We start from the raw sequence: 14,187 nt of genomic DNA, 5'->3' as shown, positions 1-14,187 counted from the left end.
CGCCCTCTATCCGATTTTTTCATCTCAAATCCGCTACACTCATTCCGGGCTATAATTAAAGCATGGCATGAAAAAAACGATTTTTTAGGGGTATTTAGTAGTTTCCTGGAAGAGTTTGATTATATTAAACCTGTATTAATTACATTTCTATAGAAGCCGCCAAAAAGAGAGTTTCCCATGCCAAGGACCATGGATGAGGCCTTTGGGACCGCCCTCACGGGCAAGAAGATAGCGGCCGTGGTCTACGCCCTTCAGGCCGTAGGCCTCTTCATAGGCATAACTTACATAGCCGCTGTCATAGTCAACTACGTGAAGGACGCCGACGTTAAAGGCACCTGGATAGAGTCGCACTTCAGGTGGCAGAAAAGGACCTTCTGGCTGAGCCTCCTCTGGGCTGTTACAGGGGCCCTGACCTACCTTCTTCTGATCGGATATTTTATTTTACTGGCAGACGCGGTCTGGGTGATATACAGGATCGTAAAAGGGGCGTTCTATCTGAAGGAGAACAGGGCGATGTACGGTCTTTCCATCTAACAGGATATTGAAAAAGTCCAAATCTTACAAATTGCCCGGCTTTTCAAGTCTCGCAATCTGGCAATCCGTCCATGGATTGCCTTAGCAGGCTGTTTTTCAACAGCCTGCTAAGGTGATAATGCGCAGATAAGAGGTCAGACCTCGAGGGCCATCCCGTCAAAGGCGAATTCGATACCAGGGGGCAGGGCCGGGTTGTCCCTGGCGTAATCGACGTTATGGCTCAGGTGCGTGAAGACCGTCCTATGCGCGCTGATAGCCTGCGATGCCGCTATCGCTTCAGTGATCGAGAAGTGAGTCGGGTGGGGCTTTTGCCTTAACGCCCCCAATATGAGTATCTTTACTCCCCTGAGCACGGGAAGCGTCCCCTCAGGTATGGCGCTGCAGTCGGTGATGTAGGCCATATCCCCTATCCTGTACCCGTATATGGCCGTCTGCCCGTGCATTACCTCGACCGGCACAATCTTTTCACCGAAGAGGTCAAAAGGCGACCTGATTATATTTGTCGTGAGGTTCGGCTTCCAGCCGTCCCTGCCGTCTTCCCTGAAGATATAATCGAACATGGTCCTTATGCGCTCTATGGTATGCTCGCCGCCGAAGCACGGTATTGCCGCGCCCCCGGCGGCAAGGTTAAAGGCCCGGAGTTCGTCTATGCCGTGGATATGGTCGGCGTGCGGGTGGGTATAGAGGACCGCGTCGATACTCTCGACCCCGTTGGCAAGAGACTGTGACCTTAAGTCCGTAGATGTGTCTATGAGGATGTTCTTTCCATTGACCTGTACAAGGAGGGACGACCGTGTGCGCTTGTTGAGCGGGTTGGCGGAGGCGCAGACCTCGCAGTGGCAGCCTATGACCGGCACCCCGGTAGAGGTGCCGCAGCCGAGTATTACAAGTCTCATCTGTTCAATTTGCCCTTAAATAGAAAAAAGCAAGGAGGGCTGGCGCGGTTATTTCTTGAACTCTCCGATGGGGGTGAACTCTCCCATCACCTCGTCCCCGTGCGGGGCATCGGCCATGAAATCGGTCAGGTCCGCCCCCGCGTAATGCTCGAAGTGCATGCCGTCGATGAAGAGCGGGTTCGTGGTCACGTCGTAGACCTTGCCATTGTAAGCTATGTATATGGGGTTCGCGGGATCGCTCCCGTCGTACTTCTTGAGTTCCGCTTCGTTAAATATCTTCATGGTCAAACAATATAAAACGGTGACGGGATGAAAGTCAATACAAATACGGCTATTGTAGCGATGGCAATGAGCCTTCTCCGCGGGTCCATCGGGATATGCTGGTCCTCGACCGGAGGGTGGCGCATGCCGATTATCGATATCAGCGCGGCCCACACGAACCAGCCCGGCCAGGCCCAAAAGCCGAGTATGGCAAGAATGGCTATCATGCCGATAGATACTACCCTGTGCCTGGGGCCTAAAAGGGCATATACCAGGTGCCCCCCGTCGAGCTGCCCTATGGGCAGCAGGTTCATGGCCGTTACGAACATGCCGATCCATCCGGCAAAGGCGACAGGGTTGAGCAATATGTCGTGTGTATCAGGGACCGGGCCTACCGCCAGGTATGAAAGCAGCTTGAATGACAGAGACGAGCCCAGGCCGAGCGAGCCTTCGGCCATGCCCCTGGGAACGACGGTAGAGTGCTCCAGCCCCCAGAAGGTGACGAAGAGGGCCACCACAAACCCGGCAAGCGGCCCTGAGGCGCCTATATCGACGAGCGCGGCCCTTGTCGTGATGGGGGATTTTATCCTTATTACAGCGCCGAAGGTCCCTATCATCGGAGGGAACGGCGGGCCGGGTATGAAGATGGGGAGCGTGGTCGCCACACCGTGCCTCCTTGAGGTAACGTAGTGGCCGAGCTCATGTATGCCGAGTATCAGAAGGAGCGAGACCGAAAACGGGATGCCTTTTACGAGTTCATGCGGGTCGGATAAGATATCCGCCCCCTGCTGCATGGCCCCGGAGGCGACGGTGGTTAAAACTGTCGCCAGGAAGAGCGCGAGCGGCAGGACGACCTTGGGCCGCTCGCGCTCGTATGTATATTCATTCGCCCCGGCCATAATCAACCTGCCCAGGTATTTTTTTCCGTCACATATTCGCGGTAGAACTCTATCATCGCCTGGCATATCGATAGGATGAGCGGGCCGGCGATGATGCCTATGATCCCGAAGGCGTTGACTGCGCCGAGTATGCTGAAGAAGAGAAGGAGCGGGTGAAGGTTGGTCCTTCCGCTTACGAACCAGGGCCTCAGGACGTTGTCGATGAGGCCTATAATGAATATGCCCCAGACGACAAGGCCGATGCCCCAGACGTACTCGCCGGTTATCAATAGATAGGCCGCCACGGGCCCCCATACCAAAGAGGCGCCAACGCTCGGAAGAAAGGTCGCGAAGAACATGACGAAGGTCAGCACCAGCGCCGCCGGTATGCCCAGGAACCAGAATGCCATGCCGCCGAGGATGGCCTGGATCGCCCCGACGAGGACGCCCCCGTAGATGGTCGCGTATATGACCCCCTTGTTCCTCTCGGCTATCTCTTCCTTATGCCGCTGGGATACCGGGATGAGGTCCTTTACGAGGTTGAAGAGTTTGCCGCCGTCTTTAAAGAGGAAGAACATGGAGAAGAAGGCGAGGAAAAGGTTTACCACCAGTTCCGCGAAGCTTTTTACGAATTCACGGAGCCCCAGCCCGATGTATCCGGTTACGTCCCTTACCACGCTCGCGAGGATGCCCCGGAGGTTCAAGGCATTTACGTCTATGTAGTCGCCAAGGTACTTCTCGGCCCAGTGGTAGAAAAAAACAGGGGACTGGTGGGCGCGGGTAGATATCTCCGCGAGATACTTCTCGGCCCAGGCATAGAGGTTCAACAGCTCATTCGCGAGCGCAGCCCCAAGGATGGCCAGCGGCAGGATAAGGAACAGGGCAATGCTCGAGCACGCGGCAAAAGAAGCGAGCGAGGCGCGCCCCCCGAACTTCCTTGTGAGCCATTCATAATAAGGATGGAAGAGTATGACGAGGATTATGGCCCAGAATACGGGGACGAAAAACGGCGCCAGGACCAGGTAGATCAGGTAGCCGATTACAGACGTGAGCAGAAGGATTAAGAGGTATTCCCATTTCATTGGCAAAAGGCGGGCAGAATCTTTTTGATTTCACCGCACCTTCCCAGTATAATTATATTTCACTAAAATACAAGGGGTTTATGTGACCGGCCCCTTGTGAGAAGGAGTTTTTTTGTGTCTATAAAGGCGGTAGCTCTTCTTTCAGGCGGGCTGGACTCCACCCTTGCCGTAAAGCTCATGATCGAGCAGGGCATAGAGGTCCATGCCCTGAACTTCACTTCCAGTTTCTGCACCTGCAATCACGGTGGAAAGGACGGCGGCGGGTGCCGTAGCGAGTCGAAAAGGGTTGCCGAAGAGTTTGGCATTCCCATTAAAGTGCTCGCGAAGGGCATGGACTATATCGAGATAGTCAGGAACCCGAAACACGGCTACGGGAAAGGAATGAACCCGTGCGTGGACTGCAGGGTCTACATGTTCATGCAGGCAAAGGAGTACATGCGCGAGATAGGCGCCTCTTTCATCATCACCGGAGAGGTGCTTGGGCAGAGGCCCATGAGCCAGAGGAAAGATGCCTTCAGGGTGATAGAAAGAGAGACCGGGCTCGCAGGGCTTATCCTCCGTCCTCTCAGCGCGAAGCAGCTCGAACCAACAATACCTGAGAAGGAGGGGCTTGTAGACAGGGAACGGCTCCTTGATGTGCTCGGCAGGTCAAGAAGACAGCAGATAGACCTGGCCGAGGAGCTCGACATAAACGATTACCCATGCCCATCCGGCGGGTGCCTCCTGACCGACAAGATATTTTCGCTAAAGGTAAGGGACCTCCTTACGAATAAGGAGGACGTTACCAAAAAGGACCTGGCCCTCCTCAAGACAGGCAGGCACTTCAGGTACAAGGGGGCGAAGATAATACTCGGCAGGAACGACGCCGACAATACCAAGCTGCGTTCCATGCTGCAGGAAGGAGACACCCTTGTGGAGCCCTGCGGATTTCCTGGCCCGGCCGCTGTCATCTCGGGCACAGAAGAGATCGAGGCGCGGGACTTTGCCGGGAGCCTCATAATAAAGTACGCCCTTGAGAAGGCCGGCCCACAAAGGACGCTCAGGGCATCCCGTGGAGGGGTTTCGACCGATTTCGAGGTGGACGGGCCAGCTTCCGAAGCTGCCATAGAGGAAACAAGGGTATGCTGAACGGCCCTGCGGCCATAAGCCACGGTGGAGACGAGATGACCGCGTTCTCCAAGCTGGAAAGGCTCAGATCCATTTTGAAAGAGATGGGCTCCGTCCTTGTCGCTTTTTCAGGAGGCGTGGATTCCACGTTCCTTCTTAAGGTCGCTGCCGCCACGCTCGGGGAGAAGGCCGCTGCCATTACCGCGACATCCCCCACGTACCCTGAAGGCGAGTTCAACGAGGCCTGCCGCCTTACGAAGCTCATCGGGGCGAGGCACATCATAATCGAATCAAATGAGCTTGAGATCCCGAACTTCGCCGAGAACACGGAGAAGAGGTGCTATTACTGTAAAAGCGAGCTCTTCAGCATCTCCCGCAATGAGGCCGACGCCCTTGGCTTTAAGTGCGTTGCCGACGGGTCGAACTCCGACGACTTGAATGATTTCAGGCCAGGCCGGACCGCCGCGAAGGAGGTGGGCGTAAGGAGCCCGCTTCAGGAAGCCGGGCTCACCAAGCAGGAGATAAGACTGCTCAGCAGGGAGCTTGGCCTCCCGACATGGGACAAGCCGAGCTTCGCCTGCCTCTCTTCCCGCTTCCCATACGGCACGCGGATAACCGAGCCGAGGCTAAAGAAGGTAGCGCTGGGAGAGGAGTTTTTAAGGTCGCTCGGGTTCAGGCAGTTCAGGGTCCGCTATCATGACGATATAGTCAGGATAGAGGTCGAGGAGGGCGCCCTTAAGCTATTCCTTGACGAAGGCTTGAGAAAAAAGGTGGTCCAGGGATTTAAGGAGATAGGGTTTATCTACGTTGCCCTTGACCTTGAGGGATACAGGACGGGGAGCATGAATGAGGCGCTTACGAAATAGGAAAGGGCTATTGGCAGCCCGAACAAATTCTTCGGCAACAAGCCAGGGATGAAGGTCGTTCAGGCCTTCTCTGTAAGTCGCTGCTCGGCCTTTGACTCATCCAGCCATTGCTGGAAGTGGTTCTTTACCAGCGCCTTGAAGAAATCCCCCTCAGGGTTGATGATCTCATAGACGACCATCGGTGTCGTTGCCTCGAAGCCCTTGAATATCACCTCGCCGACCTTGCAGAATGCCTCGACCCGGTCTACCCCCTTCACCGGGTCGAGGCTGAACCAGAGGTCCAGCGGGTCGAACGGGATGAAGAACTCTTCCTGTATGGAAGGGCAGAGCTCGCTTGTCCGGACTGTTTTTCTGAAGAACCATTTCAATCCCCGGCCCTCTTTCATATAGGCCTCAAGGGCGTTTATGCTTAAGACCTCTCCCTTGTTGTATATGTCGGTAGTGGCCGATATGACGCGGAGGTTCGAGAACGGCTCCCCTGAGATTATCCTGTTGATGTCGCCAAGGAACTCGTTGGCCACCACCTGGGACATGGCCTTTACGTTTGTCTCCCTGTGCGAGGTCAAAAGCTTCTCAAAGGCGCTGTCGAGCTCGGTCGGGACTTTTATCGAGAATACCCTGTCTATGTAAACGTCGAACGGGTAGCGTATGGCCTTGTTCCTGCGGCGGCTCTTTTCGTTCTCAAGCGACCTTTCGAGCTTTGCCCTCACCAGCGGGTTCCTGAAGGTGCCTCTTGAGGCCTCGTTTATCTTTCCGCCTATCGATACGCTTACCGGCCCGGAGAAATCTTCCCTTGTCTCGATGACCATGTTCTCAGCCTTGGCACCGTACGCGATGTAAAGCCCGGCCTCAAGCTCTCCCTTTATCGCGGCCTCAAGCTCCTCTCTGTAAGTGTTCTCGAGCCTGTGCTCCTCTTCACCGAGAGCCACGAGCCTGGTCTCGATACCAGCCTCGTTTCTGGCCATCGACTCATTCAGTTCAGCCCTCTTCTGCCTGAGCGCGTCTTTCCTTGCCGCGAATCTCCTGTGGACCTCTTCGAGTACCTCGTCATCCCTTTTAGGGGGCAGCCTTTTCAATAGCTCCTCGCGGTAGCCCCGTATTATCTGCTGTATGTCCTTTGCGAGCGCCACCAGGTTCGTCACGCCGCCGGAGAAGATGGCCGCGTCGCCGGGGAGGTTCGTAAGCCTTATGCCGCGCTCGTTGGCTGTCACGCCCGTGCCAACGGCGTAGCGGCTCGCGGCGTTAAGGATCGGGGTGTAAAAATGCTCCCGCATGAAATCCGCCATCGCTATTTCCTTGACGTTCAAGGTCTTCCGGGAGAAGTCCTTCATATCGATGAAGAGCTGCCCTTCCTCCTCGACCGCGAGGGTCTTGAGGGCAGGCCTGTCATCGGTTGAGAACCTGTACAGGCGTCCCCTGTTGTACTCATCGACCAGCAGGTTGTGCTTGTACTCTTCCCGCCTGTCGGCAAGGCAGGTACGCATGGGGCCAGCGTTGCGCTCAACGTGGTTGTCGAGCGCGCAGGCGTAATAGCCCTGTATGACGCCGGTTATCTCTTCGGCCTTCCTGGGCCCCTTGAAGAAGCTGCCGAAGACCGATTTCCTGAAGCCGGCAAGGAAGTCGAGGAACGATTCGAGCTTCTCAGCCCTGTGCTGGTCTTTCACATGGTTCTTTCTCACCTCTTCGAGCGCGGCTGAGAGGTTCGCAATGGACTTGTGGTCTGAGAGGAAGTTCTTTATGAGCCTGTCTTCGTTGTAGAGCTCATAGAGGGTCGACTGCGCGTCAGATCCCGGCTGGTCGATCTCCGAAAGGTATGCCAGGGACTCCTGTCTGAACCTGTTTATGTTGGCCTGGGCCTGTACGACCTCGTTGACCTCATTGTTGCCGCCGACGGCTCGGACGCTCCTTGAGAGCAGTTCCTCTGCGGAGGCGGCGTCGTATATGGCCGGGAGTACGCCTCCGAGCGCGTCGAAGGCCTCGGCGCTTATCCCGTACGGGTTGAGCGTAGTTGACACAAGGCTTGCGGGTATGGCGAGAAAGGACTTGGGGACCAGTGCCGACGAAAGTAATAATTCCGCAGCCGGGTTGTAAGATGATGCCCCGCTTGTTTTAAGCTTTTTGAAGAACCAGGAAAGGGACGTCCTCAAGGTCAGGAAGATCACAAGGCCTGTTATAAGGTCGAGCCTTTCGTAGGAAAGGCCCTTTATCCTGAACCCCTTGGCCTTCTCCTTTTTTTTCCTTACCGTGTTTATGACGGCAAGGAGGGCAAGGTAGGCTGTCCTTTCATCCACGTCGGTCCGGGCCTCTTCCTTCATCATCTTCCCGAAGTACTCGTGGACCCACTTAACGAGCCTGCGTCCGTGGCCTTCGGAACCAAGCCAGTTGGAGAGTATCGCGCTGTCGATGTACGGCACGCCCGAGAGGGCAAAGGTGGCCGTATCTTTTTCGAGGGAATCTGAGATGAAGAGGTCTGTCCGGAATGTCTTTTCCTTGAGGAGGCCTATTGGCAGATGGACAGCGGACTCAGCCCCCTCTTTTTTAGGGTCGTACCGCTTTGAAAGGACCGAGACGAGGCCGAGGACCGCCTCTTCAACGCACTTTTCGTCCTCTCCCCCCATGTGGTATGGGACCTTGAGCTCGGCAAGCGTCTCGCCGTGTTTGAACCTAAGGCTCTTGGGGTCAAGGGTCCAAAGCCTGCCCTCCGGCACCTCCGCCCCAAGCGCGAGGAGACGGTCAAGGATCTCAAGTCTGCTGCCGCTGTAACCAGCCATTTACGACCTTTTTAAAATCGGGGTTTCAGTCCGCCAAACCTTAGCTTATCAATAAACATCAGCCTAATCAAGGTCGTAAGTCACAACATAAACCCTTGTGCCATTTATGTAAATTAGGGTAAAATAACGCAATTTTCCAGGGGACCCAATCTCTATGTCTGGTTTAGACAACTTCCTGTCGGGGCATAAAAGACTTTCCGTAGCGGCGGTCTTGTTTTTCATCGCCCTCCTGGCCGTTGCCGTTTACTCTAATACCTTCACCGCTACTTTCCAGTTCGATGATTATCTGTACGTAGTAGACTACAGCAGCGCGTACAGGCCAGAGAGCTTCTGGCCTCCCGGCGGCACAAGGTACTTCACATACATTACCTTCGCCCTTAACTTCTTTGCCAACGGCATGGACGTTAGAGGCTACCATGCCGTGAACATCGCCATTCATATAGCTAATGGCATCCTTGTATTTTTCTTCTCCGGGTTGCTGACGAGGACCCCGAGGCTTTCTGAAAAGGGCCTGCCCTCTTTCCAGATAGCGGCGCTTGCCGCGCTCCTGTTCATAGTCCATCCGGTGCAGACAGAGGCGGTGGCCTATATCTCGCAGAGGTTCGCCTCTCTCGCCACGTTTTTTTATCTTCTCGGTATCGTTTTTTACCTCAAATGGAGGCTTTCTGAGGCCAGGACGAGGGCCGTCCTGTACCTTGCCGGGCTCATCTCCGTCTGGGCCGCCCAGATGACAAAGGAGATAAGCTTCACGCTCCCCTTTACGCTCCTTATGATAGAGCTGGCCTTGTTCAGGGGGCGGCCTGGAAGGAGGCTGTTAAAGCTTACGCCAATACTCCTTGCCATGGCGGTCATCCCGTATATGATCTTTGGCCCAATGGGCGTGGATGGCGTCGGGGGTAATCTGATCGGCGCTCAGATACGGGACCTGCAGAATATCTCCAGGCACGACTACCTCGTGACCCAGTTCAGGGTGATAGTCACCTATTTGCGCCTGCTTGTGCTGCCCGTCGATCAGACGATTGATTATGATTATCCCATGTTCAGTTCTTTCTTCGCGCCAGAGGTCTTCGCTTCATTCATCTTCATATCCTCCCTTTTCATCGGAGCGGTCTATCTCTTTATCAGGTTCTTGAGGGGAGGGAGCGGATACCTGGCCCTTATATCGGCCGGGGGGCTCTGGTTTTTCATCACCATCTCCGTGGAGTCGTCCATAGTCCCGATAAAGGACCTTATATTCGAGCACAGGCTCTATCTGCCAAGCGTTGGTGTTGCGTTGTCGGCAAGCGCGGGCCTTTTTTTTGTATGGGGCAAGGCGGGCCTCGGTGGGCCGTGGAAGGCCGTAGCTGCCGCCTTTGCGCTCATGGTCCTGCCTCTGGGCACGGCCGCCTACGCGCGCAATAACGTCTGGCAGAACGGGATGACGCTCTACGAGGACGCTGTCTTGAAGAGCCCGGCAAAGGAGCGGGTAAGGTATAACCTCGCGTGGGCGTATCACAGGGGCGGGAAGATAGACAAGGCGATAGAGCAGTACAACGAGGATTTGAAGCTCAATCCTCAGGCGGAAAAGGCGCATCTCAACCTGGGTATGATCTATATGGGAAGGGGAGAGCGGGATAAGGCCGTATATCATTTCAGCGAGACCGTCAGGATAAACCCCGCGAACGCGGCCGCGCTCTATAACCTCGGCACCATGCACCACGAGGGGAAGGAATTGGACAAGGCGATAGAATATTATGTAAAGGCTATCCGGGCGCAAAAGGACAATGAGAACGCCATGTATAACCTGGCGCTCGCCTTTATGGAAAAAGGGGACTTCGGGTCCGCCGAATATCTTCTTGACTCTGTTCTCAAGCTCAATCCGGCGAGCTGGGACGCCCTTGTAAACCTTGGCAAGCTCTACTCGAAGACAGGAGACCAGGAAAGGGCCAGGGCCGCTTACAACAGGGCGGTTGCTCTACGGCCTGACCTGGCGGCGTCTGTCCCAAGGCTCGAAAAAGATGAGAGATGAAGCTCGGGGGCTTGGAAGACGGGCTCTGCCGGCATTTGATAATCTTGTTGTCCCCTGCGGCTTTTATGTTATAATCCAAGAGCTTAACTTCTCTGGGGCATGCTGCCATACGATCTCGAAACGTAGTATCGCCTGAGCCCGGAAGGGTGCGGCCCCTTAATGAAAGCAGAAGGAACAGACAGACTCGGATGAGCTCGATAAAAGACAAGCTGACCACCATGTTCTCCAAGGTGATGGCCGGGACCGTCACAAGGGAGGAAGGGGCGATGCTCCTCAATCACCTGGCGAAGGAAGACCAGGCAGGGACCTCAAATGAGCTGACCCTTTTGATCGATGATCCTCCTCAGGGGGTCTTCGCCAAGACTATCGTCCACACGATAGCCCTGGCCAGGAACAAGGCCTTCTTTAATATCATCACCGACGCCCTTACCCATAAGGACGAGGATGTTTCAATAATGGCCGCCCAGGAGCTCGCCAGGTTCAAGACACATGACGCGAAAGAAAAGCTTATGGAGCACCTCGATAACGAGATATATCATGTACGGAAAGCGTCGGCGACCGCGCTCGTCCAGGGTTTCACCGATGGCGTTGAAATAGTCAAAAAACAGATGCTTGAGCAGCGGGAGCCGTTCTACAGGCTCACATCCGCGCAGGCCCTGGCCAACGCCGGCAGGAAAGGCGTTGAGGCGCTGTTGAATGTAATCGGCTCAGGGGATGGGGAAGCGATGGCTTCCGCGGCTGAGGCGCTCGCCGCCGCCGGTGATGACATGGTCCAGGCCGATGTCATGAGGATATTCGACGCGCTGATGAACGCTGGCGACAGGAAGGACTCCAGGTCGGTCATAGAGCTGCTTAAGGTGGCCTCCTCGCTCAAGGGCAAGGCGAAGGGCTTCGAGGGCTTTATTCAGGCGTTCGCTGATTACCCGTTCGAACCTGTCAGGGAAGAGGCGCAGAACGCCCTGCGGAAGATCCGTTCCTAATACTTACCGTTATTAAGCCTTATAAAGGCCTCGCGCGCGCCTTCGTGCCCCGGGTCCAGCATCATCGCAGCCTCAAGCTCTGCCCTGGCCTCTTTAGTCCTTCCGAGCGCGATAAGGGCTCCCCCCAGCATATAATGCGCTTCAGCAAGCCCGGGGTCCAATGCGATAGCCTGCCGGAACTCCTGCAGAGCCTCCATGGCCCTGCCCGTCTTAATAAGTATACCGCCGATATTCATGATAGCCTGTACGTTAGCCGGGTCATATGACAATGCCTTGCTGTATTCGGCAAGGGCCTTCTCCGGCATCCCCGTGTCCCTGTAGATATTCCCCATGTTGACGTATACCTTCGGGTTTGTGGGCTTGAGCCTGGCCGCAAGAGCGTACTCCGACATGGCCTCTTTAAGAAGGCCCTTCGTATAATATATGAAACCGAGGTTGAGGTGCGCCTCCGCCAGATCGGGTTTAAGCTCTATCGCCAGTTTATATCTGGCGGCGGCCTCGTCATTGCGTCCCCAGACATGGAGGATAGCTCCGATATTGAAGTGCGCCCTCGCGTACCCGGGGGTTATCTCCACGGCCTTCAGGTTCTCTTCAAGCGCCTTCTCAAACTGCCCGGCGCCGACAAGCACTGTCGCGTAATTGTAATGGGCCCTGCCCTTCATCGGTGATTTCGTCACCGTGTCACGCCACATGGTCAGAGGGTCAGACCAGACGAAGTTCCTGGAGTGCGCGGCAAAGGAATAGGCGATTACTACCGCGAGCAAGACAAGTGATGTTGCGGCTACAGCCGCTGAGTTGTTTTTCATGGCCGGCTAAAAAGGAAGCATACTCGCGAAGTTTCTTGAGATCTGCATGTAATATCTGTTCTCGACCTGGTCTCTTGTCTGGTCTTTGGTCATGCTGTAGTTGTGTCGGAGCGATAATAACCAGCTCCTCAGGGCAAAGTTTAAAGCATTGGATACAGAGGTGACATGGCTGGAGGTGTTCTTGTATGTGGTATTCGTCCTGTTCGCCGCGATAACCCAGGACGCATTCCGCAAGACCCTCCTGCCATATGTCGCGCCGTAGGCTGTGATCAGGGTGGAGTCCGTCCCGCCATTGAACGACTGATCGACAGTGGACCACCTGAGAAAAAGACTCAGGGGGCCACCCTTGACGGTCCGGTTGTGTGTCGCGCTGAAGTCGTTGCGTATTATGTCGGAGGTGCCGCTTACGCTGTTGGTTGTGCTGCTGTAATCAGAAGAGAATGCCAGTGTGGTGTTCTGGAAATAGTTGGAGTTGGCGGTGAATCTGAAACTTTCGCTCTCCCTCCCCAGGAGGGAGAACTCGTGGCTCTCGGTCTCATTGTGGTAAGTAGCTGCGAGCCCAACATATTTTTTCCATTTCCTGCTGAGCGCGTTGAAGTCGTAGGACCTATAGCTCTCCCAGCTACCGGAGCTGTTGGAAGTGTCGCGCAGATTGAAGTTGGCGTTGAACAGAGCGTATTGGGTCACGTCAATACTGCTGAGCGATAGCGAGAAGTTCTGCGCAAGACCTGTAAGGGTCGGGTTTTCGTTGTATCGCTGGTAGCTGTAGCCCAGGCCGTAACTGGTGGAGAGGTCTGCCCAGCCAAGATAGTCGGTGTGGTACCCTATCGAGGTCTGTTCGCTGAACGCTTCATTGGTGTCGCTTGAGGTGCTATCGTAAGAGCTGTAGGCGATGGTCTGGGAGAGGGACATGTTCCTGTTTATGGCGTAGCTCATGCCGGCATTGTAGGCAAAAGAGGTGCTTTCAGTCGTTATGGTCGGGTTTTCAGAGACGGCCTCGGTAACAGAAAGGGCCATGCTGGATGTCAGCGCGCCGGAGAACCTGTAGCTCATGGATCCGTTGTAGGTCTGTCCTGTGTCCGTACTCTCTCCGGTATCGCTGTTGAAGTACGTGTAACTGTGCGTCTGGGCGAACTCCCGGCTGGGGGAGGAATAGAGATTGATATTCAATCCCTGGACGTCGGTGCTGGTCGCCGTGCCAGCGGAATCCGTTTCGCTATTTCCCCTTGAAAACCCGAAGTTTATCGAGGTGTCCTTCGAAAGCCTTGTGCCGTTGATGAAGTTTATCGAGGAGTTGGTGCTGGAACTGCCGCCAGAGCTGTCGGACTCCGACAGGGTATAATAGAGGGCATTTGAGGACTTGCCTACCCTTTTCTCCATGTTTAATCTGTAGTTCATTGTGTTCTGGCTTGTGTTGTCGGTCTCGGTATCGGTCTTTTCTATGAAGATAGCGGTCTTGGGCAAGGTCCTGAGTCCCAGATACCACTGCAGCGCGTAATGGTTAGTGGTGATCTCGGAGTTGCCGGTCCCGTATTCGGTGGTGGAAGCGCTGCGGGAAGCCGACAGGGTAAGGGGGATCGATGATTTCGGAAGCAGGTTGGTCGTGAGATAATAATAAATGGAATCGGTTTCCGTATCGGAGCCTGACGACCCCGAACCGGTGCTGGAGTTGACGAACCTGATGCCGGCGTTATAGGTGGCCAGGAAGCGGGAGTAAATAGGCCCAAGCGTATCAAGGTAGTAGGCCTGCCGGAATTGGGAACGTTCCTGCTCGTGGCCGTTCTCATCGGTCGTTATCTTCTCAAAAGTGAATTGGACGCCTCCGAAAAGGAGCCTGTAGATATAGAGGTCCTCTTCAACGCAAAATGCCGTGTCAGGCAGAAGGGCGCCTGATATTACAAGCAGAATCGCGCATATTGTCTGCTTGCCGCTGCGAGACATCAAAAGACGGTCCTTTCCATCGGAAGAGCTGCAATAACGCCGGGATGAGGTTTTTCA

The 14,187-nt window shown here is 55.1% G+C and carries 12 protein-coding genes; 5 read left to right on the top strand and 7 right to left on the bottom strand.

Going from position 1 to position 14,187, the window contains the following annotated elements; translation table 11 throughout:
• Positions 1–189 precede the first annotated feature (189 nt).
• Entirely contained in the window at positions 190–534 is a 345-nt protein-coding gene (locus A2V21_304140) for a hypothetical protein (protein ID OIJ75045.1), read from the top strand.
• A 134-nt stretch (positions 535–668) separates the two neighbouring features.
• Here A2V21_304140 and A2V21_304135 read toward each other — a convergent pair whose 3' ends face one another.
• Genes A2V21_304135 through A2V21_304120 form a run of 4 tightly spaced genes read right to left on the bottom strand, consistent with a single transcriptional unit; the run spans position 669 to position 3,651 of the window.
• Positions 669–1,430, bottom strand: coding sequence for an MBL fold metallo-hydrolase (locus tag A2V21_304135; GenBank protein ID OIJ73525.1), 762 nt, complete (start codon positions 1,428–1,430; stop codon positions 669–671).
• A gap of 48 nt (positions 1,431–1,478) precedes the next feature.
• On the bottom strand, positions 1,479–1,712 hold the full coding sequence (locus A2V21_304130) for a hypothetical protein (GenBank protein OIJ73524.1): 234 nt from the start codon (positions 1,710–1,712) through the stop codon (positions 1,479–1,481).
• A 2-nt stretch (positions 1,713–1,714) separates the two neighbouring features.
• On the bottom strand, positions 1,715–2,590 hold the full coding sequence (locus A2V21_304125) for a hypothetical protein (protein OIJ73523.1): 876 nt from the start codon (positions 2,588–2,590) through the stop codon (positions 1,715–1,717).
• A 2-nt stretch (positions 2,591–2,592) separates the two neighbouring features.
• A complete protein-coding gene (locus A2V21_304120; GenBank protein OIJ73522.1) occupies positions 2,593–3,651 on the bottom strand; it encodes a hypothetical protein in 1,059 nt (352 codons plus the stop codon).
• A gap of 114 nt (positions 3,652–3,765) precedes the next feature.
• Here A2V21_304120 and A2V21_304115 point away from each other — a divergent pair, with 114 nt between their 5' ends.
• Both A2V21_304115 and A2V21_304110 read left to right on the top strand, forming a co-directional pair.
• Complete coding sequence (locus tag A2V21_304115; GenBank protein ID OIJ73521.1) at positions 3,766–4,779, top strand: hypothetical protein; 1,014 nt, start codon at positions 3,766–3,768, stop codon at positions 4,777–4,779.
• Between the two features lie 35 nt (positions 4,780–4,814).
• Positions 4,815–5,624 (top strand): TIGR00268 family protein, encoded by an 810-nt coding sequence (locus A2V21_304110; GenBank protein OIJ75044.1) that lies wholly within the window; start codon positions 4,815–4,817, stop codon positions 5,622–5,624.
• A gap of 59 nt (positions 5,625–5,683) precedes the next feature.
• On the opposite strand, the gene A2V21_304105 is transcribed toward A2V21_304110, so the two are convergent.
• Complete coding sequence (locus A2V21_304105; protein OIJ73520.1) at positions 5,684–8,395, bottom strand: hypothetical protein; 2,712 nt, start codon at positions 8,393–8,395, stop codon at positions 5,684–5,686.
• A gap of 211 nt (positions 8,396–8,606) precedes the next feature.
• Between A2V21_304105 and A2V21_304100 the strand changes: the two genes are divergently transcribed.
• Together A2V21_304100 and A2V21_304095 are read left to right on the top strand one after the other, a co-directional pair.
• Positions 8,607–10,403 carry a hypothetical protein gene (locus tag A2V21_304100; protein ID OIJ73519.1) on the top strand — a complete coding sequence of 599 codons (1,797 nt, stop codon included), beginning with the start codon at positions 8,607–8,609 and terminating at the stop codon, positions 10,401–10,403.
• Positions 10,404–10,591: 188 nt separating this feature from the next.
• Positions 10,592–11,383: a hypothetical protein gene (locus A2V21_304095; protein ID OIJ73518.1), complete on the top strand. Its 792-nt coding sequence runs from the start codon at positions 10,592–10,594 to the stop codon at positions 11,381–11,383.
• Here A2V21_304095 and A2V21_304090 read toward each other — a convergent pair.
• Together A2V21_304090 and A2V21_304085 are read right to left on the bottom strand one after the other, a co-directional pair.
• A complete protein-coding gene (locus tag A2V21_304090) occupies positions 11,380–12,189 on the bottom strand; it encodes a hypothetical protein (GenBank protein OIJ73517.1) in 810 nt (269 codons plus the stop codon). The genes A2V21_304095 and A2V21_304090 overlap by 4 nt on opposite strands.
• A gap of 6 nt (positions 12,190–12,195) precedes the next feature.
• Positions 12,196–14,130, bottom strand: a complete 1,935-nt coding sequence (locus A2V21_304085) for a hypothetical protein (GenBank protein OIJ73516.1) — start codon at positions 14,128–14,130, stop codon at positions 12,196–12,198.
• Between the last annotated feature and the right edge of the window lie 57 nt (positions 14,131–14,187).

The sequence above is a fragment of the Deltaproteobacteria bacterium GWC2_55_46 genome, assembly GCA_001595385.3.
In the GTDB taxonomy this organism is placed as follows: domain Bacteria; phylum Desulfobacterota; class GWC2-55-46; order GWC2-55-46; family GWC2-55-46; genus UBA5799.
Note: the sequence above shows the minus strand (reverse complement) of the source record. Positions and strands in the feature narration are given on the sequence as shown.